Genomic DNA, 23,437 nt, shown 5'->3' with positions numbered 1-23,437 from the left:
CGATGACGAAGATCGACACGAGCAATCCCGAGGCCGTGCTTCCTACCCCGTCGCACACGGTCGGCCCCTTCTACGGTCATGCCCTGCCCTTCCCCGGCGGCGGCGACATCGCGCCGATCGGCCACCCGGACACGATCGCGCTGCAGGGATATGTGCTGGACGGGGAGGGCAAGCCGCTGCCGGACGCGTTCGTGGAGCTGTGGGGCGCCGACCCGGACGGCAATGTGCCGCAGGTCGACGGTTCGATGCGGCGCGACCCGGCGAGCGGTGGCTTCCTGGGGCGTAACGGCGTGGAGTTCACCGGCTGGGGGCGGATCCAGACGGATGCCAACGGGCACTGGAGCGCGCGGACGCTGCGGCCCGGGGCGCGCGGGCAGAGTGCGCCGTACATCAGTGTGTGCGTGTTCGCGCGCGGGCTGCTGGTGCATCTGTTCACCCGGATCTATCTGCCGGGCGACGAGGCCGCGCTGGCCGCCGATCCGCTGCTGGCGCGGCTGGACCAGGACCGACGCGACACGCTGATCGCCACGGACGGGGGCAACGGCACATACCGTTTCGACATCCGCCTTCAAGGCGAAGGCGAAACGGTCTTCCTGGAGTTCCAGTGACAGCTGCCGAACCCGACACCGGCCTGCTCGCCCCCGGGTGGGCAGGCTCCCCCGCCGCAAAGGCCACCGGCGACGGCGCTTATCTGACGGCGCTGCTCGACGCGGAAGCGGCGCTGACGCGCGCCCAGGCCGCGCTGGGGCTCGCCCCGGAGGAGGCCGCTGACGCGGTGACGGAGGCGGCGGACGCCGGGCGCTTCGATGTGGCCTCGATCGCCGAGCGCGCGCGGGGCGGCGGTAATCCGGTCATCCCCCTGGTCGCGGATCTGACCAGGGCGGTCGGCGAGGAGTACGGCCCCTACGTCCACCGGGGCGCGACCAGCCAGGACATCATGGACACGGCGACGATGCTGGTCGCCGCCCGCACCCTGGACCTCCTCCTCACCGACCTCGGCCGCACGGAACGGGCGCTGGCCCGCCTGGCCGTCGAGCACCGTGACTCCCCGATGCCGGGACGGACGCTCACGCAGCACGCCGTACCGACGACGTTCGGGCTGAAGGCGGCCGGGTGGCGGTCGCTGGTGCTCGACGCACGGGACCGGGTGACCGCCGTACGGGACGGCCTGCCCGCACAACTCGGGGGCGCCGCCGGGACGTTGGCGGCCTTCGGGGCGTACGGAGCCGAGGACGCCGTGTCTCTCCCGGAGGCCTACGCGCGCGAACTCGGCCTGCGGGCGCCCCTGTTGCCCTGGCACACCCTGCGGACACCCATCGCCGATCTCGCCGCATGTCTCGCCTTCACGGCGGGCGCGCTCGGCAAGATCGCCGTCGATGTCCTCACCCTCTCCCGCACCGAGATCGCCGAGGTCACGGAGGGCAGCGGCGGGGGCTCGTCCGCCATGCCGCACAAGTCCAATCCGGTACGGTCCACCCTCATCGCCGCCGCCGCGCGCCGGGCACCTCAGCTCGCCGCCACGCTGTACGGGTCGCTGGCGGCGGAGGACGAGCGGCCGGCCGGGGCCTGGCACGCCGAGTGGGAGCCGCTGAGGGAGCTGCTGCGGTTGGCCGGCGGGGCCGCCCGGGACGCCGTGGAGCTGGCCGAGGGGCTGCGGGTCAGGCACGATGTCATGCGCGAACACCTTGATCTCACCCATGGGTTGATCGTCTCGGAACGGCTGTCCGCCGAGCTGGCCCCGGTCCTGGGCCGGGCCCGCGCGAAGGAACTGCTCACCCGGCTGGCGTCCGAGGGGCGCCCGCTCGCCGAGGCGCCGGAGCTGCGGGACGTCGACCTGGACCCCACCCACTACACCGGCTCCGCCGGAGCCCTCACCGACCGCGCTTTGGAGCGACGTTGAAACTCCTCAACCACCTTGCCGAAGGCCCCGCTTCCGCACCCCCGCTGCTTCTCGGACCCTCGGTCGGCACCTCGTACGCCCTGTGGGACAAGGTCGCGCCCGAGCTGTCCGTCACACATCGGGTGATCCGCTGGGACCTGCCGGGGCAGGGCGGCTCGGCGGCCGATCTGATCGCGGCGGGGGCGACCATAGGTGATCTCGCCGACCTGGTGCTGGCCCTCGCCGACTCGCTCGGCATCGAGCGGTTCCGTTACGCGGGTGTCTCGATCGGCGGTTCGGTGGGGCTGCATCTCGCGGTGCACCACCCCGAGCGGGTGGAGTCCCTCGCGGTGATCTGCTCGTCCTCCCACTACGGCGGCTCCAAGCCGTGGGAGGAACGGGCCGCGCTGGTGCGGGCGGAAGGGGTGGCGGGGCTCGCGGAGAGCGCGAACGAGCGCTGGTTCACGGCGGGGTTCACCGTGCCCCGGCTGGTCCAGGACATGCGGGAGAGCGATCCCGGCGCGTACGCCGCCCTGTGCGACGCGCTCGCCGCCTTCGACATCCGGGACCGGCTGCCCGAGATCTCCGCGCCCACCCTGCTGATCGCCGGACGCGAGGACACCGCGACGCCACCCGTGCATCTGCGGGAGATCGCGGACGCGGTGCCGGGTGCCGCCCTCGTGGAGATCCCCGGCGCCTCGCATCTGGCGCCCGCCCAGTGCCCCGAGGCCGTGCTCACCGCCCTGCGGGCGCACTTCGACGGTTCCGCCCCGCGTGGCATGGAGGTGCGGCGCGAGGTGCTCGGCGACGCGCACGTCGACCGGGCGCAGGACCGCCAGACCCCCTTCACCGCCCGCTTCCAGGACTTCATCTCGCGCTACGCCTGGGGCGAGATCTGGACCGACCCGACGCTCTCGCGCCGCGAGCGCAGCATGATCACGCTGACGGCGCTGGTCGCCCACGGGCACTACGACGAGCTGGCCATGCATGTGCGGGCGGCGCGGCGCAACGGGCTGACCCCGGAGGAGATCGGCGCGGTGCTGCTGCAGACCGCGGTGTACTGCGGGGTGCCGGCGGCGAACGCGGCCTTCGCGGCGGCCCAGCGGGTTCTGGCCGAGGAGGACGAAACCGGCTGAGGGTGACCCTGCCGGTCGTAGCCTCAACAGCATCAAGCAGAGCGCTGGCCCATGTGCCTACGGTGAAGGCATGTCCACCATCCTGATCACCGGCGCCACCTCCGGTCTCGGCCGGTACATCGCCTTCGAACTGGTCCGCTCCGGACACCTGGTCCTGGCCCACGGCCGCGATCCGGGCCGTACGGAGCGGTTGGTCGCCGAGTTGCGCACGGAGGGCGCCGCCGAGGGGTTCGTCGCTGATCTGGCCTCGCTGGCCCAGGTGCGCGACCTGGGAGCCCGGGTCGCCGCCGCCCACACCGAGCTGGACGTGCTGATCAACAACGCCGGCGTGGGCTCAGGACCGCGCGGCTCCGGACGGGAGCTGAGCGCCGACGGCCACGAACTGCGGCTGGCGGTCGACTACTTGGCCCCGGTCGAACTGACCCGCGCCCTGCTGCCGGTCCTGCGCGCGAACCCGCCCGCCCGGATCGTCAACGTCGGGTCGGCCGGCCAGGAGCCGCTCGACTTCGACGACCCCGAGTTCACCCGCGGCTACGACGGTTTCGCCGCATACTGCCGCGCCAAGTTCGCACTAGCCGCCCATACGTTCACGCTCGCCGAGGAACTCGACGGCACCGGCGTGTCCGCCAACGTCCTGCACCCCGCGACCTTCATGGACACGGCGATGGTCCGCGAGGGCGGCATCGCCCCGATGACCTCGATCGCCGACGGCGCCCCCGGCGTACTGGCCCTCGCCACACAGGACCTGGGCACGGGCGGCTACTTCGACGGAACGCGTCCAGCGCGGGCGCACGCGGCGACGTACGACCACGAGGTACGCAAGCGCCTGGCGACGGTCACCGACCAGTTGCTGAGCACCTGAAGCGCCCCAAAGGGGCGCGGGGAACTGCGCGACCAGCCACGACGCCGCCGCAGCCGCTCGACAGCCGTTCGCCGCACTCTCCGCGGCGCGCTCACCGCAACCCGCGCCCCGTCTCAAGCACTTCTCGCGCCTGGGCCACCAACCCATCGGCCCCGCAAGAACGCGCCAGCGCCAACCCCCGGTTAAGTTCGGACACCGACCTCGCAGCGATGCCGTACTCGACACGAGCGGCAGCATGCTCGTACTGGCACGGCGAAGCCTCCAGGTAGGCGACCGCCTGGGCGGCAAGCCGGACCGCGCGCTGCCCGGTCTCCAGGGCCGCGGCACAGCGCAAGGCCTCGCCAATCGCGGTGTCCGTGCCGAACCGCTCGGCCTGGCGGCGGGCGTCGGAGGCGAGCCGGGCGGCGCGGACCGGGTCCTCGGTGGCGAGGGCCCGGGCCAGGTCGACGGCCCAGGGGACCATCACCGGGTTGTGGTGGCCCCGCACGGTCGCCGCCTTCTCCGCGGCCTCCAGCTCGTTGATGCCGTCCTTCGTGTGGCCGGTCGCGAGCAGGAGACGGCCGCGTACGGAGCGCGGGTCTGGGATGACGATGGTGGACGGGTAGGGCGGCCCGAAGCCGTGCTGCTCGGCGATCGACCAGGCCTCGTCGACGTGGCCGCGGGCGAGCAGCGTGTCGACGAGGTTGCAGGTCGCCGTCCAGTACAGGGGAAGACCGCGGCCCACGCGCTCGGCCAGCCGCAGCCCCTCGCGCAGGGATGTCTCCGCCTCCCGGAGGCGGCCCCTTCTGCGGTGGCCGAGACCGACGTAGGCGTGCGCGAGGGCGAGGTGGCCGCCGCTCCAGCCCGCGGACTCGTAGGCGCGCAGGGCCTCCGTGTAGAGGGCGTCGGCGCGGTCGAGGCGGTCGGTGTAGGCGTACGAGTTGGCCAGCATCAGCAGCAGTTCGAGGCCCCACTCGGTGTCGGTCCAGCCGAGTCCGGGGGCGAGCCGGCCGTTGACGAGGGAGCGGTCGCACAGGTCGACGACCTCCTCGGCGTTCTCACCGTGGGTCATGGCGTCGAAGCCGCGCAGCATCAGCAGGGCACGCTCGGAGTTGTCCTTGCCGGTGCAGGTCGCGGCGAGCCCGGCGAGCCGCTCGGAGCGGCCCGGGGTGGTCGTCTCGCCCGCGTAGATGCCCTCCCACATGTACTGCACGGCTTGCAGGCGCAGCTTGGCCGGGCCCTCCTCGTGCCGGGCGGCTTCCGCCTCGACCGTGCGGACGGCCTCCTCCAGCTGGTCGTTGTGGAGGAGCGCCTGAGAGAGCCGGAAGACGGCGTCCACGCGTTCGGCGCCGTCGAGGCCGGGCATGGCGAGCGCGGACTGGAGGTGGTGGATGGTGGTGGCGGGCGCGGTCAGCAGCGTGGCACAGCCCAGTTCGTAGAGCACGCGCGCGTGGACCTCGGGCAGCGGCGGCTCCACCAGGGCGCGGTCAAGGCAGCGGCGGGCCGCGTCGGGGGCGCCGACGGCGAGGTGTTCGCGGGCCGCCTCGCGCAGCTGCTCGACGACTTCCTCGTCGTCGTCCGGGTGGACCAGGAGAAGGTGCCGGGAGGCGGCCGCGGCGCCACGGCCGGAGTCGGTGACGACCTGGGCGGCGATGCCGTGCATCGCGGTGCACAGGGCGGGCGGGATGGAGTTGTAGACGGCGGTCGCGATCAGCGGATGCACGAACTCCAGGCCGCTGTCGCCGGCGCGGGCGGTCGCCGGGTCGGGTTCGGTGAGGATGCGGGCGTTGCACAGCAGTTCGGCGCAGCGCACGGCTTGGCCGTGGCTCATGGTGGCGAGCCGGGCGACCAGGTCGATGGAGATGTCCGCGCCGAGGATCGCGGCGGCCCAGGCGAACCGGGTGGCGTCGACGCCGAGTCCCTCCAGGCGGGCGACGAGGCCGCCGCCGCGGGCCGAGCGGTTCAGGGCGCGCAGTTCGGCGGCCTGGGCCTCGACGGGTTCGAGTTCGCTGTCCTGGACCTTGGCGAGGAGTTCTACGGTCTCGTAGGGGTTGCCGCCGGTGACGGCCCAGACCTCGCGGCAGAACGGGGCGTCGGCGTGCGGGCCGACGGTGGCGCGGGTGAGGCCCGCGGTCGCGTCCGGGGTCAGGGCGCTCAGGTTGGTGACCGGTGCGCCCGCCGCCGCGGCGACCGCGTCGAGGTAGCGGGCGCTGTCGGCGGCGACCTCGCCGGGGCGGCGGGCCACGACGACCAGGACGGACAGGTCGTCGAGGCGTTCGGCGAAGGCGGCGAGCCAGCGCAGGGTCTCCTGGTCGGCCCAGTGGGCGTCGTCGATCAGCAGCACGAGCGGCCAGTCGCGCCGGGCCAGCCGGCGCACCGCGGCGACCAGGCCGTCGCACACGCCCTGCGGGTCGGCGTGCCGGTCGCCGGGGTCGGTGATGCCGAGGGCGGGGCCGGCGATGTCGTACCAGTCGCCGAGGTATTCGCGCGCCTCCTCCGGCATCAGCGACACCAGCGCGGGCTGCAGCAGTTGTCGTACGACATTGAAGGGGACGGACTTCAGGGTCTCGCCGCCGCGGGCCGACCAGACCGTGCAGCCGCGTGCCTCGGCGATGCGGCGGGTCTGGGCCAGCAGCGCGGTCTTGCCGAGTCCGGCCTCGCCCCGGAACACCAGGAGGCTGCCCGAGGACGAGCGGTCCGCGCGCAGCGTGGTGAGCGCCTCCTCCACGGCGGCGATCTCCCGGTCGCGCTCCCACAGGGGAGCCGAGGCGGCCGCCGTGGGCCCTACCTCCGTCATCCCGCTACCTCCCCAAGTCGCCCGAACGACGTACCGAACCCGAGCGTAGCCCTCCGGTCGGCGCGGTGCGGGCGGGTCCGGGGAGCTGTTCCCGTCACGGGTGACAGCGCGGGCCCGCGGACGACGCGGACGGCGTGCCACCTGCTGTTGCGAAGGTGACGCACCGTCAATACTCGTGGGAACGAAGGCGACTTTCGAGGAGCAAGGCGAGTTGAGACGATGCGGGTGATCGGTCTGATGTCGGGCACGTCGTACGACGCCATCGACGCGGCGGCGGCCGAGTTGGAGCTCGTCGGGGACACGCTGGTGCTGAAGCGGCTCGGGATGGTGAGTGAGCCGTATGACGCGGAGCTGCGGGACGCGCTGGCGGTGGCGCTGCCGCCGGGTGCCGTCACGATGGCGGAGGTGTGCCGGCTGGACACGCGGGTCGGGCAGGCGTTCGCGGCGGCGGCCGTGCGGGCCGACCGTGAACTGTGCGAGGGGCGGGCCGAGTTGGTCGCCTCACACGGGCAGACCGTCTACCACTGGGTGGCGGAGGGGCGGGTGCACGGCACGCTTCAGCTCGGGCAGCCCGCCTGGATCGCCGAGGCGACCGGGCTGCCGGTGGTCGCCGACTTCCGGCCGCGCGACATCGCCGCCGGGGGCCAGGGCGCACCGCTGGTCGCGCTGGTCGACCGGCTGTGGCTGCGCGGCCGGCCGGGGACGCCGGTCGCGCTGAACATCGGGGGCATCGCCAATCTGACCGCCCCTGACGGGACCGCCTTCGACACCGGTCCGGGGTGCGCGCTGATCGACGCGGCGGCGCGGGGGTTCAGCGGCGGGCGTCTGGAGTACGACCAGGACGGGGCGCTGGCGGCCCGGGGCCGGGTGCACCATCTGCTGCTGGAGCGGCTGCTGGCCGAGCCGTACTACGCGCTGCCCGCGCCGAAGACGACGGGCGAGGAGTTGTTCCATCTGCGCCATCTGCACGAGGCGCTCGCCGGGCTCGGGACGCTGCCCGCCGAGGACGTGCTCGCCACGCTGACCATGCTCACGGCCCGGACGGTCGCCGACGCCGTGCGCGGGGTGGGCGCCACGGAGGTGATCGCCTCGGGTGGCGGGACCCGCAATCCGGTGCTGATGAGGAGGCTCGCCGAGTTGCTGCCGGGGGTGGCGCTCGGCACGTCCGACGAGCTGGGGCTGCCGTCGGACGCGAAGGAGGCGTACGCGTTCGCGGTGCTCGGGTTCCTCACCGTGCACGGGCTGCCGGGCACGGATCCGGCGGGCACGGGCGCACGGCACGCGCGCGTGCTCGGTTCGGTGACGCCCGGCCGGGACGGACTGCGCCTTCCGGCGCCGGCGGCCGAGTTCCCCGTACGACTCGTCCTGAAATGAGCACGCTCGCACCTGTTCCGGTCCCGGTCTTCTCATCCGCCTTTCACCGACGCCTCATACGGTGGGGTCATGACGCAGGAGACTCCCCCCGGCTGGCACCCCGACCCCGGGCAGACAAGTGACGGTCCTCCCACCGAACGCTGGTGGGACGGCAAGGCATGGACGGACCAGACCCGCCCGGCGGGGTCGGGCGCCGCTTGGGGTCCCCCGACGCAGCCCGGCGCCGGGGGCGCGTTTCCGGCCTACCCCGCGTATCCCGTGCAGCCTCCCGCCGGTGCGCGGCGCGGGCTGCGGACCGGGATAGCCGTCGCGGTGGCGGCCGCGGTCCTCGCGAGCATCGGCGTGGGCGTGTACGCGCTGTCCAAGGACGACGGCGGGGGCGGCAGCGCGGCGGACTCGTCACCGCAGGCGCCGGACGGACAGGGCGGTCCCGGCGGACAGGGCGGGCCCTTCGGCGACGGCGGGTCGGGTGGCTCCGGCGGTCCCTCGCCCTCACCCTCGCCCGAGGGGTCCGAGGCGCCGAAGATCGACAGCGGTTCGGTGACCGACCCGGTCAGCGGGATCAGCATCCCCATTCCCGACGGCTGGTACGGCCAGCAGTTGTCGGTCGGCGCCTCGGTCACCTCGGACGCCTCCTACAAGTGCCCCGGCGACACCTCCGCGACCTGCACCAAGGGCGGCGCGTACTCGGCGCCCGCCCTCGTGCTGGGCACCAAGGGCAGCACGGCCGAGCAGGTCGCCAAGGCGGACATCGCGGAGAACGCCGAGCAGTCGTACGGCGGCAAGTCCTACGGCAAGATCACCTCGCACCCGGTGCTGGCCTCCAAGGCCGTCACCGTGGCCGGGCAGAAGGGCTACCAGGTCCGCTGGAAGGCGGTCACCAGCAAGGGCTCCGACGGGTACGTCGAGTCGCTCGCCTTCCCCTCGCCCGCGAACCCCCAGCAGATCGTCGTCGTCCGGCTGGGCGTGGACGTCAGTGAGAAGCAGACCGTCCTCGACGAGATCGCCAAGGGCATCAAGACGGCGTCCGGCGGCGGCAGCGGCCAGGACGTGTGAGCCGCTGCTCCGTGCCCCGGACATGAGTCGGCCGGGTGGGGCGCCCTCCGCTCAAAGGGCACCCCACCCGGCCGGGGGGTGCGCGCCGCCCCCGTCCCCACGGTGCGGCGCGGACAGGTCACCGTCCAGTCATCCCATGGACGGCGGCCTGGGTCTCAGGTCAGGCCGAGTGCCGGGAGCACGGCGGCCTCCACGAATCTCAACAGATACTCCGGGTCGGCGGATTCCCCTTCGAGTACCGGTCGCACGCGCTGGACGCCGAACATCTGCGCGGCGACATACGGCAGCGCGGGATGGTCAGCCGCGACCTCGCCCCGCTCGACCCCACGCCGGAGGATCTCCTCCAGCGCGGCGACCTCCGGCTCGACGAGCGCCTCACGCAGCGCCTGCTGAAGCTCCTTGTCCTGCATGACGGCGTGCCCGAGCGCCTGCATCAGCGTGGTGGCGTCCTTCGTCGACCACTCGGCCGCGGCGCGCGCGACCTCGCGCAGGTCCTCGGCGAGTGATCCGGTGTCGATGCCCGCGAAGCGGACCTCGCGGTTCGAGCGCAGCGCCGCCGCCACGAACTGGGGCTTGGTCTTCCACTGCCGGTAGAGCGTGGACTTGCTGCACCGAGTGCTGGCGGCGACGCCGTCCATGGTCACGGCGTCGTATCCGCAGCTGCGGATCTGTTCGAGCACGGCGTCGAAGAACTCCTGCTCACGCTCGGGCGTCAGTTTGGAGCGGCGCGAGGCGGTGACCGTCTCCGGTCCGTCCGCGGCCTGCGACGTCATGGACTGTCCCCTCGCTCGTCTGCGGCACCCTGCCGGGCCTGCACTCCAGTGTGGCGTACGTCTATCGATACACCACTGTACCGGTACTCCGTCGTATCGGTACAGTGACGTATCGAAACGGACTAGTATCGGCACCGGCGCGTATCGGTACAGGGCCGTATCGGTGAGCCACCCGCTCCACCCACAGCACCACGTCAGCGAGAAAGGGCCGGGGGATGAATGCCCGCACCGAGCCTGCCGAAGCGGAGTCCGACGCGATAGCGCGGCCGCCGCTCGTCCGTGAGCTCCTGCTCGTCGCAGGGCTCTTCCTCGTCTACAAGCTCGGCCGCATGCTGGCGACGGGCCACACCGGCGAAGCCTTCCGCAACGCACACCACGTGTGGGACCTGGAACGAGCGGTGCGTCTCCCCGGCGAAGGCGCGGTGCAGTCCCTGCTGCTGCACGACGGCACGCTGGTGCACCTCGCGAACACCTACTACGCCACCGTCCACTTCCCGGCCACCGCGGCCTTCCTGATCTGGCTGTATCTGCGGCGCCCGGCGCACTACGTCTGGGCCCGCCGGATCCTCGCCGCGGTCACCGCCGCCGCACTGGTGGTGCACCTCGCGTTCCCGCTGGCCCCGCCGCGCATGCTGGCCGCGACCGGCCTGATGGACACCGCGCACGTGTACGGGCCGTCGGTCTACGGCTCACCGCAGACGGACACCCTGTCGAACCAGTTCGCGGCGATGCCCTCGCTGCACTTCGGGTGGGCGCTGATGGTGGCGATCGGCCTGATCGTGGCGACGCGGTCGCGCTGGCGCTGGCTGTGGCTGCTGCACCCGATGCTGACGCTGCTCGTGATCGTGGGCACGGCCAACCACTACTGGCTCGACGCGATCGTGGCGGCGGCGATGCTCGGACTCGCGCTCGCCGTGATCCAACTGCCGCACCGGACCCGCACGACCGCCGGACGCGGTCAGCAGGCGGCGCTCGCGCCCGCCGACGAGCACGTCCTGGTGGGGGCCGGACGATGAGCGGCGGCACGCTGGTCGCCGTCGTCCTGTCCCTGTTCTCAGCCGTCGCCTACGCGTCCGCGGCGGTCGCCCAGGAACGGCTGGCCTCCCGCACGAAGGGGGCGAGCCTGCTGCGGCTGCTCGGCACCGGCGCCTGGTGGTCCTCGGTCGCGCTCAACGCGGCCGGCGCGGTCATGCACGTCGTGGCGCTCCGGTACGGTCCGCTGACCGTCGTACAGCCGCTGGGTGCGCTCACGTTGGTCGCCGCGGTGCCGATGGGGGCGCGGATGGCCGGGCGGCGGGTCAGCGCGGTGGAGTGGCGGGGCACGGTGTTCACGCTGGTCGGGCTCGCCGCGATCCTCGTCGTGGCGGCGTCCGGGTCCGAGCCCGGCCAGGTGCTGAGCGTGCCGGAGGCGCTGGCGGTCGCGGGGGTGAGTGTGACGCTGATCGGCCTGTTGGGGCGGCCGGGCGACCGGTCGGGGCTGCGGCACGCCGCCGCGTCCGGCTTCGCCTCCGGGGTCGGGTCCGCGCTCACCCAGACCGTGACGGTCGCCGCCACGGACGGCTCTGGGCCGCTGCTCAGTTGGCAGGTGATCGGGGTGGCGCTGCTCGTCGCGGTCTTCGCCGTCGGCGGGCTGCTGCTGGCGCAGTTCGCCTACCGGGGCGGCCTGGGTGCCCCGCTCGCCGTGGTGACGCTGGCCAACCCGGTGGCCGCCGCGGTGATCGGGCTGTCGCTGCTGGGCGAGGGGCTGCGGGGCGGCGCGCTCGGTGTGCTCGTCGCGCTGGCGGGAGCGGGGCTGGCGTCCTGGGGTGTGGTGCTGCTGACCCGGGTCACTCCCGAGAACCACCCGGTGGCCGCCGTACTCGCCCTGGAGCCCGAATCGGCGTCACCGGAACCGGCGTTGGTGCCGGTCGTCCCGGCGTCGATGCCCCGGCATGCCGAACCGGGGCACCTGACACCGCTGTGAGCACGTGCGGGACGTCAGCCCAGGCCGCGCTTGTCCTGCTTGAGCGCCGTGTCGACGGTCAGCGCCGTCGCGACCACGAGGCTCAGCAGGGGCTCGGGCAGCTGGTAGTGGACCTGGAGAACGTAGTTGTCCGCGGTCGTGAACATCGTCTTGGCGAGGCCCTCCCAGGTCTTGGTGATCCGGGCGACCTCGTTGTCGGCGTGGTCCACGATCGCGAAGTTCCAGGCCCGCCAGTTCTCCGCCTTGATCGCGCCGGCCTGCTGGCCGTTCACGATCATCGCGAAGTTGATCTTCCCGAAGACGTTCTGCTGGACGATCTCACCGACCGGCTGTCCGTCCGGACGGGTCACGATCACCCGGGACTTGATGAACTTGCGCGGCCGGGTCAGCAGCAGCACGGGCTGCCCGTAGGCGTCCCGGATCTCCAGCTTGTGCGTCATGTACTGATCCAGGCTGGCGACGAAGCGCAGCGCCTTCTTCAGCGCGCTCTGCCCGACCTGGACGACCGAGCCGAGCTGGTTGCCGTGCTGGTCCATGACCTTGTACTCGTTGGTCAGCTCGATCAGCTTGGCCTTCTGGTTCACCACCAGGACCGGCTCGGTGAACAGGGTGCCGCCGCCGGAGCCGCCCCCGGCGACTCCGGCCTGCTGCTGCACCTGACGCTGCACCCGCGGATCCTGACCGCCCGGCTGCTGCTGCACCGGAGCGGCCTGCTGCGGCTGCTGCTGCACCGGAGCGGCCTGCTGCTGCGGCACCGGCCCGGCGTGCTGCGCCTGCGCCTGTTGGTCCGGCGCGGTGTGCTCGGTCCACTGCGCCCCGTCCCAGTAGCGGAGGGTCCGGGGCGCGCCGTGCGGATCGGCGTACCAGCCTGCAGGTGTGTTCGAATGCGTGGTCACCGGGGCACACTACCCCGAGCACACCAGCACCTGACCAGCCCCGGCCATCCCGTACGCATCAGGCTTTACCGCCCTATTGCAGTGACGGTCATTCGGTGATGACGGCCGGGTCGCTCACCCCGGGACGCCCGGTCTCGACCCGTCCGGCGAAGCGCCGCAGGAACGCGGAGTCGGAGGCGGACGTGACCGTCAGGTCGTACCACTGCCCGCTCGCCCCGAGGCCGAAGCTGTGCCGCACGGTGGCACCGCGCCGCACCACGAACCGCCGCGTCCGGCCGCCGTAGCCGTCGGCGACCTTCAGCTCCACCGTCGCGGAGCCCTTGTTGGTGAAGGTCAGCTCCAGGTCGCCGCCCCTGTGCCGGGCGGTGACCTCGGGTCCGGCGGTCTTGTTCGCGCCCTTGAAGGCGCGCACGAAGCCGTTCGGACCGTGCACCGTCAGGTCGTACGAGCCGCTGGAGTACGCCGAGTTCCAGGTGTCCGCGATCGACTTGCCCGCCTCGGTGGTGTACATCCACGGGCCGTCGGTGCGGTTGCCGGAGGTGACGTGGAAGGCGCCACCCGCCTTGGCGCCCGTGGCGAAGGTGAGCGTGAACTTCCCGGCCGCGGTGTCGGCCGAACCGTCCACGTACGGGGCGTACTTGAGCGGCCGGGACCGGCGCAGACCGCGCTCCTGCTTGGGCAGGCGCGAGTCGGCGGGCGGGGTGGGCTTGTAGTCGGGGTGGCGCTCGCGGTCCGGCGGCTCGTAGCCGTCGGTGTCCGGCAGGCCGACAGGGCGCGGGTCCTTGCGGGAGAAGTCGAACGCGGAGGTGAGGTCACCGCAGACGGCCCGGCGCCACGGCGAGATGTTGGGCTCGCGCACCCCGAACCGGCGCTCCATGAACTGCAGGATCGAGGTGTGGTCCAGGGTCTCGGAGCAGACGTAACCGCCCTTGCTCCACGGCGAGACGACCAGCATCGGCACGCGCGGGCCCAGGCCGTAGGGGCCGGCCACCCGGTTGGCGTCGCCCTTGTAGAGGTCGAGCTCCACGTCCACCGTCGACTTGCCCTGCGCGGCGGACTTGGGCGGGAGCGGCGGTACGACGTGGTCGAAGAAGCCGTCGTTCTCGTCGTACGTGACGAACAGCGCCGTCTTCGCCCAGACCGCGGGGTTGGCGGTGAGCGCGTCCAGGACCTGGGCGATGTACCAGGCGCCGTAGTTCGAGGGCCAGTTGGAGTGCTCGGAGAACGCCTCGGGGGCGGCGATCCAGGAGATCTGCGGCAGCTTGCCGGCCTTGACGTCGGCCTTCAGCCGGTCGAAGTAGCCGTCGCCGTTCTTCACGTCGGTGCCGGTGCGGGCCTTGTCGTACCAGGGGTCGCCGGGCTTGGCATTGCGGTACTTGTTGAAGTACAGCAGGGAGTTGTCGCCGTAGTTGCCGCGGTAGGCGTCCTGGATCCAGCCCCAGGAGCCGGCCGCGTCCAGGCCGTCGCCGATGTCCTGGTAGATCTTCCAGGAGATCCCGGCCTGTTCCAGGCGCTCGGGGTACGTGGTCCAGCCGTAGCCCAGCTCGTCGTTGCCGAGGACCGGGCCGCCGCCGGTGCCGTCGTTGCCGGTGTAACCCGTCCACATGTAGTAGCGGTTCGGGTCGGTCGAGCCGATGAACGAGCAGTGGTAGGCGTCGCAGATGGTGAACTTGTCGGCGAGCGCGTAGTGGAACGGGATGTCGTCGCGGGTCAGGTACGCCATCGTGGTGGAGCCCTTCGCGGGCACCCACTTGTCGTACTCGCCCTCGTTGTACGCGGCCTGCCCGTCCGGCCAGGAGTGCGGCAGGCCCTCCAGGAACTGCATACCGAGGTCGTCGGCGTCCGGGTGGAAGGGCAGCAGGTCCTTGGTGCCGTCCGACTGGTACCAGATGGACTTGCCGTTCTGCTGGGTCACGGGCCGCGGGTCACCGAAGCCACGGACGCCTCTGAGCGCACCGTAGTAGTGGTCGAAAGAACGGTTCTCCTGCATCAGGACGACGATGTGCTCGACATCCTCGATCGACCCCGTGCGGTGGTTCGCGGGGAGCGCGGCGGCGCGCTCGATGCTGCTCGACAGGGCGGCGAAGGCCGTGGTGGCGCCCGCCACTTGGAGGAATCGGCGCCGGTTGACTTCGGGCATGGGTGAGGGACCTCTCCCTTGGGGGTGTTCGACCCGTCGGATCCAGATGACGGAACGCGCGCGGAAGGAGTGTTCCAAGAGCACCAAACGTCAGGGAAGGGTCTGATGGCCCTGATGTGAAAGTCGGCGGTACGAGAGGTGCGGGGCGGCCGACCGACGGATGTCGGCGCCCGGGGTAGGGCCGGGGCCCTGCTGATCAGGAGGGGCAGGAATCGGTGGAGCCTTCGGTCTGCCAGGCGCCGGGGACCGTCACGGTCACCGTCGTCGGTGCGCTGTCGAACCGGGCGTAGGCGACTGTGCAGATCAGCTGGGCAACGGCCGTTTCGGTCAACGGCCCGATGCCCTGGGGCAGTTCGACCGTCACCTCGCCGTCGCCGTCCGCGCGGACCGATGGAGCGCCTGTCAGCGGCGGAAGCTGGGTGGTCATGCCGCTACGGCGTTCCCTTACGTCCGGCCCTTGGAACACCGTCGCCACGGCCGTCTCGATGTCGACCGGGGCGAAGCCCCGGCGCCGGACGGGAACCAGGGTGCCTTCGCTGACGAAGTAGGAGACCTGGGCCGGCCGGATGCCGGTGGCGGGCTCTCCGGTCTCCACCACGCCGGTCTCGGGGATGCCGCAGGAGGCGAGCAGAAGGGCGGTCGTGCACAGCAGCGCGGGCCGGAGGGACCGGGGGGCCGGGGCGGGAGCGGGGCTCATGACTCCCCCTTCTTCAGGGACGGTTGCGGGGACTGCTTCGGGGGCTGAGGCGAGGGCTGATGCGGGGGCTGATGCGTGGGTTGCCGCAGGGGCTCCTGCTGCGGCTGCCGCAGGGGGATCTCGACCGAGAACACCGCGCCGCCCTCCGCCCGGTTCGCCGCCCGGATCGTGCCGCCGTGCAGGTGGACGTTCTCGGCGGTGATCGAGAGGCCGAGGCCGCTGCCCTCCGTTCGGGTCCGGGCCGTGTCCGACTTGTAGAAGCGGTCGAAGACGTGGGGCAGAACGTCGGCGGGAATGCCCGGCCCAGTGTCCAGCACCTCGATGACGGCCCACCCCGATGCGTCGGCGTCCGACATCTCCCTTGCGTGCAGGCGTAGTTGGACGGGCCGGGCCCCGTGCCGGAGCGCATTGCCCACCAGGTTGGCGACCACCACGTCGAGGCGGCGCGGGTCGACCCGGCCGCGCAGTTCGCCGGCCCCGGGGAGCCGGGCGTCCACCAGGTCCAGCCAGGCGCGGGCGGCGAGGGTGCGCCGTAGGGACTCGGCGAGATCGATGTCGTCCAACCGCAGATCCGCCGCGCCCGCGTCGAAGCGGGAGATCTCCATGAGGTCGTCCACCAGGCGGGCGAGCTTCACGGTTTCCTCGCTGATGAGCCGTACCGCGGTGGCGGTGTCCGGGTCGAGCCCGCCCGCGTCCTCGTCGAGGATGTCGGTGACGGCCGACATCGCGGCCAGCGGGGTGCGCAGCTCGTGCGACACGTCCGCGACGAAACGGCGGGCGCGGGCCTCCATACGGCGCAGCTCCGACACGGACTCCTCCAACGCCTCGGCGGTCTCGTTGAAGGTGTGCGAGAGATCGGCGAGTTCGTCGGAGCCGTTGACGGCGAGCCGGGTGTCCAGACGGCCCTCGGCGATGCTGCGCGTGGCGCGGCGCAGTTCCCGTACCGGGCGCAGCACGCCCCGGGCGGCCAGCAGGGCGAGGAGGACGGCCAGGCCGAGCGCCGGCACGACGGCGCGTCCGATGGCGGCGACCAGGGCGTCGACGTAGCCCTGTTCGACGGTCTGCGGCACCGTGACGAAGACGACGACCCCGGACGCCGAGGACTCGCCGGATGTCTCCAGGGTGATGGGCATGCCGACGACGAGCGAGGAACGGCCGTCCGTCGACACCCGCTGGAAGACGGCGGCCCGACGGGCGGCCACGGCAGTGCGCATGGCGGGGGTCAGTTCGGCGAAGCCGTCCTCGGGCGTGGAGGTGGCGCGCAGTTCCCGATACGTGACCAGCACACGCCAGTTCTGGGCCGGCTCGGCGCGGGCCACCTCGGCGGCGACCCACTCCAGGTCGCCCTGGACGGGTGGGTAACTGATGCCCGGCGCAACGCCGTTGACGTGATGGCGCAGGCGCTTGATCACGGTGTCCTGGCCCTGCTGGAGCACTCCGACGCGTGCCTCACGGAAGGTCAGGGCGCCCGTGGTCAGGGTGGCCACGGCGGCGACCAGCACGAAGGCCACGAGCAGCCGGCCGCGCAGTCCGCGCAGCGGTGATTTCACCGGGACCGGAACCGGTAGCCGAAGCCGCGCACGGTCTCGATGTAGCGCGGCTGCCCCGCCGGCTCGCCCATCTTGGTGCGCAGCCGCTTTACGCAGGCGTCCACCAGCCGTGAGTCGCCGTGGTAACTGTGCTCCCAGACCGCCTCCAGCAGCTGCTGCCGGGAGAACACCTGGCCGGGCGAGGCCGAGAGCGTCAGCAGGAGCCGCAGTTCGGAGGGAGCGAGGACGACCGGCTCTCCCTGCCGGGTGACGGTCAACCCGGCCCGGTCGATGGCCAGTTCACCCTGGGCGCCGTGGGTCTCTATCTTCGGTATGCCGCCGTCGGCGGGCGTGCCGCCGACCCGGCGCAGGACGGCGCGGATACGGGCGTCCAGGACGCGTGCCTGCACCGGCTTCACGACGTAGTCGTCCGCTCCGGCTTCCAGCCCGACCACGATGTCCGTGTCGTCGCCGCGGGCAGTCGCCATGATGATCGGCACCTGGTCCTCGGCGCGGATCCGGCGGCACACCTCCAGACCGCTCAGCCCGGGCAGCATCAGGTCGAGCACGACGACGTCCGGCCGGAAGGACCGCAGTTGGGCCAGCCCGTCCTCTCCGGTGGCAACGCCGTTGACGTCGTGCCGCTGACGGCGCAGCGCGAGCACGACGCCCTCCCGTACGGCGCGGTCGTCTTCGATGAGCAAGACACGTGGCATGCGCCCAGTATCCGTACGGATCAAGGGGGTTGAGGGCGGGTACGAGGTCCGGCCGGGAACTGTTACGGGACGATCACATAGCCCTGCCGAAGATCGACCGTTACGGCTTCGTTACCATTCGGGCCAAGTCTCATCACATCGCGTACACAGCCTTGACGGCCATGACCACGACCACGCATCGTGCGACGCCGTCGACCCCGCGGTCCCGCCGTCGTCGCCGCAGAGGCCCCGCACACGCCGACGGGCCCGGCCGGAAGGGGAAAGGACCCCTGCTGGGCGGCCTCGCCGCGATCGCGGTGCTGGCCTCGGTCACCGCTCTGGCCGTGCACGGGACACCGCCGGAGACCTCCGCGACCGACTCCCACGACGCGCCCGTCGCCCCCACTCGGTCGCCCTCTCCCCCGCCGACACCGGACCGGTCCACGAAGCCGAGCAGCAGCGCGGAGGACGACGAGCAGACCGACAGCAAGCCCAGCGGAATGGGCGACCCGTCCTCCCCGGACGCCTCCTCCTCGGCCGACATCCCGCCTTCGGGCCCCGGCACGTTCACCACCGCCGCCGGCGAGAGCGACACCGTGGGCCGGGGCGACCGGGTGCTGCGCTACGAGGTCGTCGTGGAGGACGGCCTCGCCCAGTCGCCCGCCGAGGTCGCCCGGCAGGTGGAGGGCATTCTCGCCGACCCGCGCGGCTGGACCGCCGACGGCGAGTCCGCGTTCCGCCGTATCTCCGGTGGCACGCCCGACTTCGTCGTACGGCTCGCCACGCCGAGCACGGTCGACAAGATCTGCGGCCGCTACGGGCTGGACACCGGCGGCGAGGTCAACTGCAGCGTCGGCAAGGACGTCGTGGTCAACCTCAAGCGGTGGGTGCTGGCGACCCCGGTGTACGCCGACGACGTGGACGCGTACCGGGCACTGATCATCAACCACGAGGTCGGCCACTTCCTCGGCCACGGCCATGTCACCTGCCCGGGCGCCGGCAAGCCGGCCCCGGCGATGATGCAGCAGATCAAGGGCCTGCTCGGCTGCACACCCAACGTCTGGCCGTACGACACGAAGGGCCGCCTCATCACGGGACCCGCCGTGCCCTGACCGACCCGGCGGGGCGAGGGCGTCCACGCAATGGTGTCGGCACGTAGGCCCGCAGGGCGCGGCAGAGGCGAAGGCGACGTTGCCGTACTCCGGCGGCCCCGCGAACCCGGCCGCCTCGATCCCGCGTTACCCGCCGGTTCTCCCACCCGCCTCGTACGCCCGGTGGCATGCTGACGTGCCGAAAACACCGATGGCGAAAGGAACGGCGTGCCTCCTGCCAGGCGCCCGCGGCTCAGGCCGCCACGGCAACGCAGGCCCTCTGTACACGGGATGGGCGTCCGGGACCGTCGACCGGCCGGGAGCATCGGCCGGGCACGGGGCGACGGTTCCACGATGTGGGCGAGGCTGGTCGCTCGCGTGCGCGGTTTTCAGGCGTGGCTCATACCGATCGTGCTCTTGGGAGTCGCCACGTCGATCGAGCAACAGATCACGACACTGCCTGACCGGATCGGTGGCTGGCTCTCCTCGTACGACCGCACCCAGGACCGGGCGGGCGACGGGCCCGACTTCTCGGCCTCCGTCGATTTCATCCGCCTGAACGACGAAGGCCGGAGCGCGGTGACACCCGGCGACTTCCGGCCCAGCGCCGAGCAGACCCGCGTGCTGGCAGACCCAAGGGCCGCGGCTTCTCCCGGCTTCACCGCGCTCCTGCGCTCCGCCGGCGCGGTCAACCTGGAAACCCTGACGCTGCGCCTGACATTGACGGGCCGTCGCGCCGAGAAGGTCAACATCCTCGACATCCAGCCGGTCTCGGTACGGCGCTCCGATCCGCTCGCCGGGACCCTGTTCGACGCACCGCCGCAGAGCGGTTCGGACACGTCCACGTTTCTGCTCGACCTGGACAGACCCTTTCCCATCGTCCGCCGGGCGGTGTTCGACGCCGAGGACGACTCGCTCAAGCCAGGGCCGCCGTTCTTCGCCCGGCAGACGATCGTCCTGGCCAACCATGAGCAGCACGTCGCGGTGCTCCGGGCCACATCGCTGCGGTACTACGTGGCGTTCCGGCTGCGGGTGACCTACATGGTCGGCGACCGACAGAAGCACACCGTCATTGACGACCAAGGACGCCCTTTCCAGGTCACCGGGCTCAAGCAGGACCCCGACAACTACCGACGGGTCTTCAAATTCGGGAAGTACAACCTCTCGTTCTGCCAGTCCTCCGGCCCGGACGAGAACCCGTCCCTCCCCTGTGAAGAGGAGTGAGAGTGCGCTCGGTGTCGTCCCTCTCCCTCGTCCACCGGCTGTCCGCCGGATGCCTCCTCGCCGCCCTTCTCGTGGGGTGCACAGAGCCTCGGCACCCGTCGGGGCCGGGGCCTTCGCCGACCCCGGCCCTCTCACGGACGGCGCCACCCTGCCCCGGGCCCAACGTGGTTGACGGCCCATCCGTCGCCCCGGACGTCGCCGCGTTCTGGCGCACGGTCATCGGACCGGTGTACGCAGCGGCCTGCGCCGGTGACGAACGGCGCCTGGCCCGCCTGATCGACACCGGCCACGGCTCGGCGGAGTACTTCTCGACCAACGCGTGCGAGGGCTGCACCGGGAACGACGTGGTCACCATGTGGAAGCACGAGTACGGCGTAGACCCGACCGCCCTGGCCCGGCTGCTGGAGACGCCTCCGCACTTGTTCCAGGGAGGCGTTACCTATGTCCAGGGGAACCGCGCCGCGGTCTTCGCCCGTGGCACGCACGAGATTGCGGCGCAGTGGAGCGGCTTCTACGCCGACTGCGCGGCGGAGTCGTTGTGCCGCTCCCTGTCAGGCCACCTGTAAACGCCGTTCCCCGAGGGCCTCGACTCGTGACTGCACGGCCGGCGTCGACCTTGTCCTGGAGGGCGTAGCAGCAGGTGGTGTCGTTCTCCTCGACGGTGGCCGGCCCGGCTTCGGCGAGCCAGGCGGTGGCTGCGTGCACATGCTCGGTCGTCTCGACCTCGACGCCGAGGTGGTCCATACGTGTGTCCTCCCCCGCGGGACATGGCGACCCTCCTTGCGTGGATGGGGAGTTCAGCAGCCGCCGGAGGGGGCCGGGGCGCCGATGCCGATCTGGAGGGTGGTGGGGGCGGCGCAGCAGCCGCCAGAACGGTCGGCGTTCTCCGGCTCGTCGAACAGGCCCGCACCGCCGCAGACTCCGGTCTCCGGGAGGGTCAACTCGACCCGTTCGGCGGCTTCCTGGTCGCCGGCGAGCGCGGCGGCGATGGAGCGGACCTGCTCGTAGCCGGTCATGGCGAGGAACGTGGGGGCGCGGCCGTAGGACTTCATGCCGACCAGGTAGACGTCCTTCTCCGGGTGGGAGAGCTCGTTCACGCCGTGCGGGTAGACGGTGCCGCAGGAGTGCTGGTTGGGGTCGATGAGCGGGGCCAGGGTGGTGGGGGCCTGGAGGCGCTCGTCGAGGCCGAGGCGGACCTCGGAGAGGAAGGAGAGGTCGGGGCGGAAGCCGGTGAGGACGATGACCTCGTCGACCGGGTCGAGCCGGCGGCCGTCCTCGCCGACGAGCACCAGGCGGCCGTCGTCATCGCGTTCGATGGCGTCGGTGCGGAAGCCGGTGACCGCGTCGGCGTGGCCGTCGTCGACGGCGGCCTTGGCGGCGAGGCCGAGGGCGCCGCGGGCGGGGAGCTGGTCGGCGGTGCCGCCGCCGAAGGTGGAGCCGGAGATGCCGCGGCGCAGAATCCAGACGGCGTGGGTGCCGGTGCCGTCGTCGGAAGTGGCGAGGTCGGCCAGGTAGGCGAGGGCGGTGAAGGCTGAGGCTCCCGAGCCGATGACCGCGGTGCGCCTGCCGGCGTACCGGGCCCGTACGGCCGGGTCCTTCAGGTCGGGCACGCGGTAGGTGAGCCGGTCGGACGCGGCCTGCTCCCCGAGGGCCGGAAGGCCGCTGCCGCCGGCCGGGCCCGGGGTGGTCCAGGTGCCGGACGCGTCGATGACCGCACGGGCGAACAGCCGCTCCTCGCGGCCGTCGGCATGGGCGACGTGGACGACGAAGGGCTGGTTCTCGCGGTCGGCGTCCACGATCCGGTCCCGGCCCGCGCGGGAGACACCGGTGACGGTGGCACCGAGGCGCACCTGGTCGCCGAGGACATCGGCGAGCGGCTGCAGGTACCGCTCGGCCCAGTCCCCGCCGGTGGGATAGGTGACCGCGTCCGGCTTCACCCAGCCCGTCGGGGCCAGGAGCTTCTCGGCGGCCGGGTCGGTGACCTCGCCCCAGGCGGAGAACAGCCGCACATGCGCCCACTCCCGCACCGCCGCCGCGGCCGTCGGGCCGGCTTCCAGGACCAGCGGGGTGATCCCGCGGTCGACGAGGTGGGCGGCGGCAGCGAGACCGACGGGGCCCGCTCCGATCACGACGACGGGCAGGTCGGTGGTGGCGGGGGCGTTCACGGTCGACTCCTTGGTATTTCGACATCTGTCGATGGCTTGCGCGGCCAGCATGGCACCTGATTCGATGAGCGTCAACATAGACATTTATCGAATCCACGGCTGGTTCATGGAGTGCGACTTGACACTCCGCGCCTTGGTTCGATGTATGTCAACATAGATGCATGTCGAATACGAAGGTGCTGCCCCTGCTCGCCCCCGAGGCATCCGGGGCATCCGGGGCGTCGGAGGCCGTGGCCCCCTGCTGCCCGCCGCTGACCGAGCGTCCGTTCAGCGCCGAGGAGGCCGAGACGGCCGCGCGGATGTTCAAGGCGCTGGGCGATCCGGTGCGGCTGCGGCTGTTCTCCGCCGTCGCCTCACACGAGGGCGGCGAGGCGTGCGTGTGCGACATCTCCGATGTCGGCGTGTCCCAGCCGACCGTGTCCCACCACTTGAAGAAGCTCAAGGAGGCCGGCCTGCTGACGTCCGAGCGGCGCGGTACCTGGGTGTACTACCGCGTGGAGCCGTCAGTGCTGGCAGCCATGGGCAAACTGCTGACCGCCGCACCGGCCGCTGCCTGAGAGGACCGGACCGGGTGTAGAGGCTGAGCGCGTCAACTGGCGCCAAAGTCACGGAGGTTGGCTGATCACAGCAGCCGATATCCGTTCCCCCGGACCATGACTTGACCGGTCGGTCCAACACATGCCCTTTGTCGAACCGATCGGCATCAGAGATGGAATTGCGACACCTGAAGCCATGTCCGGCGACACCTGCGCATGGTGGAGCGCCGGGGTACCCCTCGCGAACAACGCCCTGCGTACCGCAGACGTGCTCTATGCGGCCACCATGGGTGGCGCGCACGCGCTCGGAATGGCTGACTCCCTCGGCTCGATCACCCCGGCAAACTGGCCGACCTGGTGCTGGTGAGCGGCAACAGCCCCGTCCTGTAGCCGGTGAACGACCCGATCGCCACGCTGGTGTTCCAGGCCGGCCGCGGCGAGGTCGACACCGTGCTCGTCGACGGCAGGGTGCTGAAGCACCGAGGTGAACCGCTCGGCATCGACCTCGACCGGGCACGCACACTCGCGGAGAACTCACGGGACCATCTGCGCACCGCCATCGGCGGCTCCCCCGACCATCGCGAAGTGACCTCGAAGGGCAAGGCGTTCTGGCTGGAGGCGAGGTAGGCGCGGGGGCCTCGCCAC

Annotated in this window: 22 protein-coding genes and 1 pseudogene; 14 read left to right on the top strand and 9 right to left on the bottom strand. The window is 71.9% G+C overall.

Annotated elements, in window-relative coordinates:
* Positions 1-2 precede the first annotated feature (2 nt).
* The 4 genes from pcaG (at position 3) to KCH48_RS18055 (ending at position 3,877) form a co-directional block, all read left to right on the top strand.
* Positions 3-608 carry a protocatechuate 3,4-dioxygenase subunit alpha gene (gene pcaG, locus KCH48_RS18070; protein ID WP_210575311.1) on the top strand — a complete coding sequence of 202 codons (606 nt, stop codon included), beginning with the start codon at positions 3-5 and terminating at the stop codon, positions 606-608.
* Complete coding sequence (gene pcaB / locus KCH48_RS18065; RefSeq protein WP_210575309.1) at positions 605-1,900, top strand: 3-carboxy-cis,cis-muconate cycloisomerase; 1,296 nt, start codon at positions 605-607, stop codon at positions 1,898-1,900. Before pcaG ends, pcaB begins: the two co-directional genes overlap by 4 nt.
* Entirely contained in the window at positions 1,897-3,015 is a 1,119-nt protein-coding gene (gene pcaD / locus KCH48_RS18060) for a 3-oxoadipate enol-lactonase (RefSeq protein ID WP_210575307.1), read from the top strand. The genes pcaB and pcaD overlap by 4 nt, the downstream gene beginning before the upstream one ends.
* Positions 3,016-3,085: 70 nt before the next feature.
* Positions 3,086-3,877: an SDR family NAD(P)-dependent oxidoreductase gene (locus KCH48_RS18055; RefSeq protein ID WP_210575305.1), complete on the top strand. Its 792-nt coding sequence runs from the start codon at positions 3,086-3,088 to the stop codon at positions 3,875-3,877.
* A gap of 91 nt (positions 3,878-3,968) precedes the next feature.
* Here the strand turns inward: KCH48_RS18055 and KCH48_RS18050 are convergent, their stop codons facing one another.
* Entirely contained in the window at positions 3,969-6,653 is a 2,685-nt protein-coding gene (locus KCH48_RS18050; RefSeq protein ID WP_210575303.1) for an AAA family ATPase, read from the bottom strand.
* Between the two features lie 219 nt (positions 6,654-6,872).
* On the opposite strand from KCH48_RS18050, the gene KCH48_RS18045 reads away from it, so the two are divergent.
* Together KCH48_RS18045 and KCH48_RS18040 are read left to right on the top strand one after the other, a co-directional pair.
* Positions 6,873-8,027 (top strand): anhydro-N-acetylmuramic acid kinase, encoded by a 1,155-nt coding sequence (locus KCH48_RS18045; RefSeq protein ID WP_210575302.1) that lies wholly within the window; start codon positions 6,873-6,875, stop codon positions 8,025-8,027.
* Positions 8,028-8,096: 69 nt separating this feature from the next.
* Complete coding sequence (locus KCH48_RS18040; RefSeq protein WP_210575300.1) at positions 8,097-9,083, top strand: DUF2510 domain-containing protein; 987 nt, start codon at positions 8,097-8,099, stop codon at positions 9,081-9,083.
* A gap of 155 nt (positions 9,084-9,238) precedes the next feature.
* Here KCH48_RS18040 and KCH48_RS18035 read toward each other — a convergent pair whose 3' ends face one another.
* Entirely contained in the window at positions 9,239-9,856 is a 618-nt protein-coding gene (locus KCH48_RS18035) for a TetR/AcrR family transcriptional regulator (protein WP_210575297.1), read from the bottom strand.
* Positions 9,857-10,071: 215 nt separating this feature from the next.
* Here KCH48_RS18035 and KCH48_RS18030 point away from each other — a divergent pair, with 215 nt between their 5' ends.
* Positions 10,072-10,872, top strand: coding sequence for a phosphatase PAP2 family protein (locus tag KCH48_RS18030; protein ID WP_210575295.1), 801 nt, complete (start codon positions 10,072-10,074; stop codon positions 10,870-10,872).
* Complete coding sequence (locus KCH48_RS18025) at positions 10,869-11,819, top strand: hypothetical protein (protein ID WP_210575293.1); 951 nt, start codon at positions 10,869-10,871, stop codon at positions 11,817-11,819. The genes KCH48_RS18030 and KCH48_RS18025 overlap by 4 nt, the downstream gene beginning before the upstream one ends.
* 14 nt (positions 11,820-11,833) lie before the next feature.
* Here the strand turns inward: KCH48_RS18025 and KCH48_RS18020 are convergent, their stop codons facing one another.
* From KCH48_RS18020 to KCH48_RS18000, 5 genes are all read right to left on the bottom strand, one after another.
* Positions 11,834-12,715, bottom strand: a complete 882-nt coding sequence (locus KCH48_RS18020) for a phospholipid scramblase-related protein (protein WP_210575291.1) — start codon at positions 12,713-12,715, stop codon at positions 11,834-11,836.
* Between the two features lie 88 nt (positions 12,716-12,803).
* On the bottom strand, positions 12,804-14,855 hold the full coding sequence (locus tag KCH48_RS18015) for a phosphocholine-specific phospholipase C (RefSeq protein WP_210575290.1): 2,052 nt from the start codon (positions 14,853-14,855) through the stop codon (positions 12,804-12,806).
* Positions 14,856-15,051: 196 nt separating this feature from the next.
* Positions 15,052-15,552 (bottom strand): hypothetical protein, encoded by a 501-nt coding sequence (locus tag KCH48_RS18010; RefSeq protein ID WP_210575289.1) that lies wholly within the window; start codon positions 15,550-15,552, stop codon positions 15,052-15,054.
* Entirely contained in the window at positions 15,549-17,102 is a 1,554-nt protein-coding gene (locus tag KCH48_RS18005; protein ID WP_210575288.1) for a cell wall metabolism sensor histidine kinase WalK, read from the bottom strand. The genes KCH48_RS18010 and KCH48_RS18005 overlap by 4 nt, the downstream gene beginning before the upstream one ends.
* Positions 17,099-17,797 carry a response regulator transcription factor gene (locus KCH48_RS18000; RefSeq protein WP_210575287.1) on the bottom strand — a complete coding sequence of 233 codons (699 nt, stop codon included), beginning with the start codon at positions 17,795-17,797 and terminating at the stop codon, positions 17,099-17,101. Before KCH48_RS18000 ends, KCH48_RS18005 begins: the two co-directional genes overlap by 4 nt.
* 161 nt (positions 17,798-17,958) lie before the next feature.
* On the opposite strand from KCH48_RS18000, the gene KCH48_RS17995 reads away from it, so the two are divergent.
* The 3 genes from KCH48_RS17995 (at position 17,959) to KCH48_RS17985 (ending at position 20,657) form a co-directional block, all read left to right on the top strand.
* The gene (locus tag KCH48_RS17995; protein WP_210575286.1) at positions 17,959-18,888 is read left to right on the top strand and encodes a DUF3152 domain-containing protein; all 930 of its coding nucleotides are present in this window, start codon (positions 17,959-17,961) and stop codon (positions 18,886-18,888) included.
* A 390-nt stretch (positions 18,889-19,278) separates the two neighbouring features.
* On the top strand, positions 19,279-20,091 hold the full coding sequence (locus KCH48_RS17990; protein ID WP_210575285.1) for a hypothetical protein: 813 nt from the start codon (positions 19,279-19,281) through the stop codon (positions 20,089-20,091).
* A gap of 164 nt (positions 20,092-20,255) precedes the next feature.
* Positions 20,256-20,657, top strand: coding sequence for a hypothetical protein (locus KCH48_RS17985; protein ID WP_210575284.1), 402 nt, complete (start codon positions 20,256-20,258; stop codon positions 20,655-20,657).
* Positions 20,658-20,703: 46 nt separating this feature from the next.
* Here KCH48_RS17985 and KCH48_RS42280 read toward each other — a convergent pair.
* A pseudogene (locus KCH48_RS42280) lies at positions 20,704-20,850 on the bottom strand (glyoxalase/bleomycin resistance/dioxygenase family protein); the annotation flags it as partial.
* A 38-nt stretch (positions 20,851-20,888) separates the two neighbouring features.
* Positions 20,889-22,256, bottom strand: a complete 1,368-nt coding sequence (locus KCH48_RS17980; RefSeq protein ID WP_210575283.1) for an NAD(P)-binding domain-containing protein — start codon at positions 22,254-22,256, stop codon at positions 20,889-20,891.
* 161 nt (positions 22,257-22,417) lie between these two features.
* Between KCH48_RS17980 and KCH48_RS17975 the strand changes: the two genes are divergently transcribed.
* The 3 genes from KCH48_RS17975 (at position 22,418) to KCH48_RS17965 (ending at position 23,419) form a co-directional block, all read left to right on the top strand.
* Positions 22,418-22,813 carry a helix-turn-helix transcriptional regulator gene (locus tag KCH48_RS17975; RefSeq protein WP_210575281.1) on the top strand — a complete coding sequence of 132 codons (396 nt, stop codon included), beginning with the start codon at positions 22,418-22,420 and terminating at the stop codon, positions 22,811-22,813.
* A 121-nt stretch (positions 22,814-22,934) separates the two neighbouring features.
* Entirely contained in the window at positions 22,935-23,159 is a 225-nt protein-coding gene (locus KCH48_RS17970; protein WP_210575279.1) for an amidohydrolase family protein, read from the top strand.
* Positions 23,160-23,185: 26 nt separating this feature from the next.
* Positions 23,186-23,419 carry a hypothetical protein gene (locus KCH48_RS17965; protein WP_210575277.1) on the top strand — a complete coding sequence of 78 codons (234 nt, stop codon included), beginning with the start codon at positions 23,186-23,188 and terminating at the stop codon, positions 23,417-23,419.
* Positions 23,420-23,437: the final 18 nt, after the last annotated feature.

It is taken from the genome of Streptomyces sp. GESEQ-4 (assembly GCF_017948455.1).
Classification (GTDB): domain Bacteria; phylum Actinomycetota; class Actinomycetes; order Streptomycetales; family Streptomycetaceae; genus Streptomyces.
The sequence above is the reverse complement of the archived record's forward strand: the minus strand, read 5'-3'. Positions and strand labels throughout refer to the sequence as shown.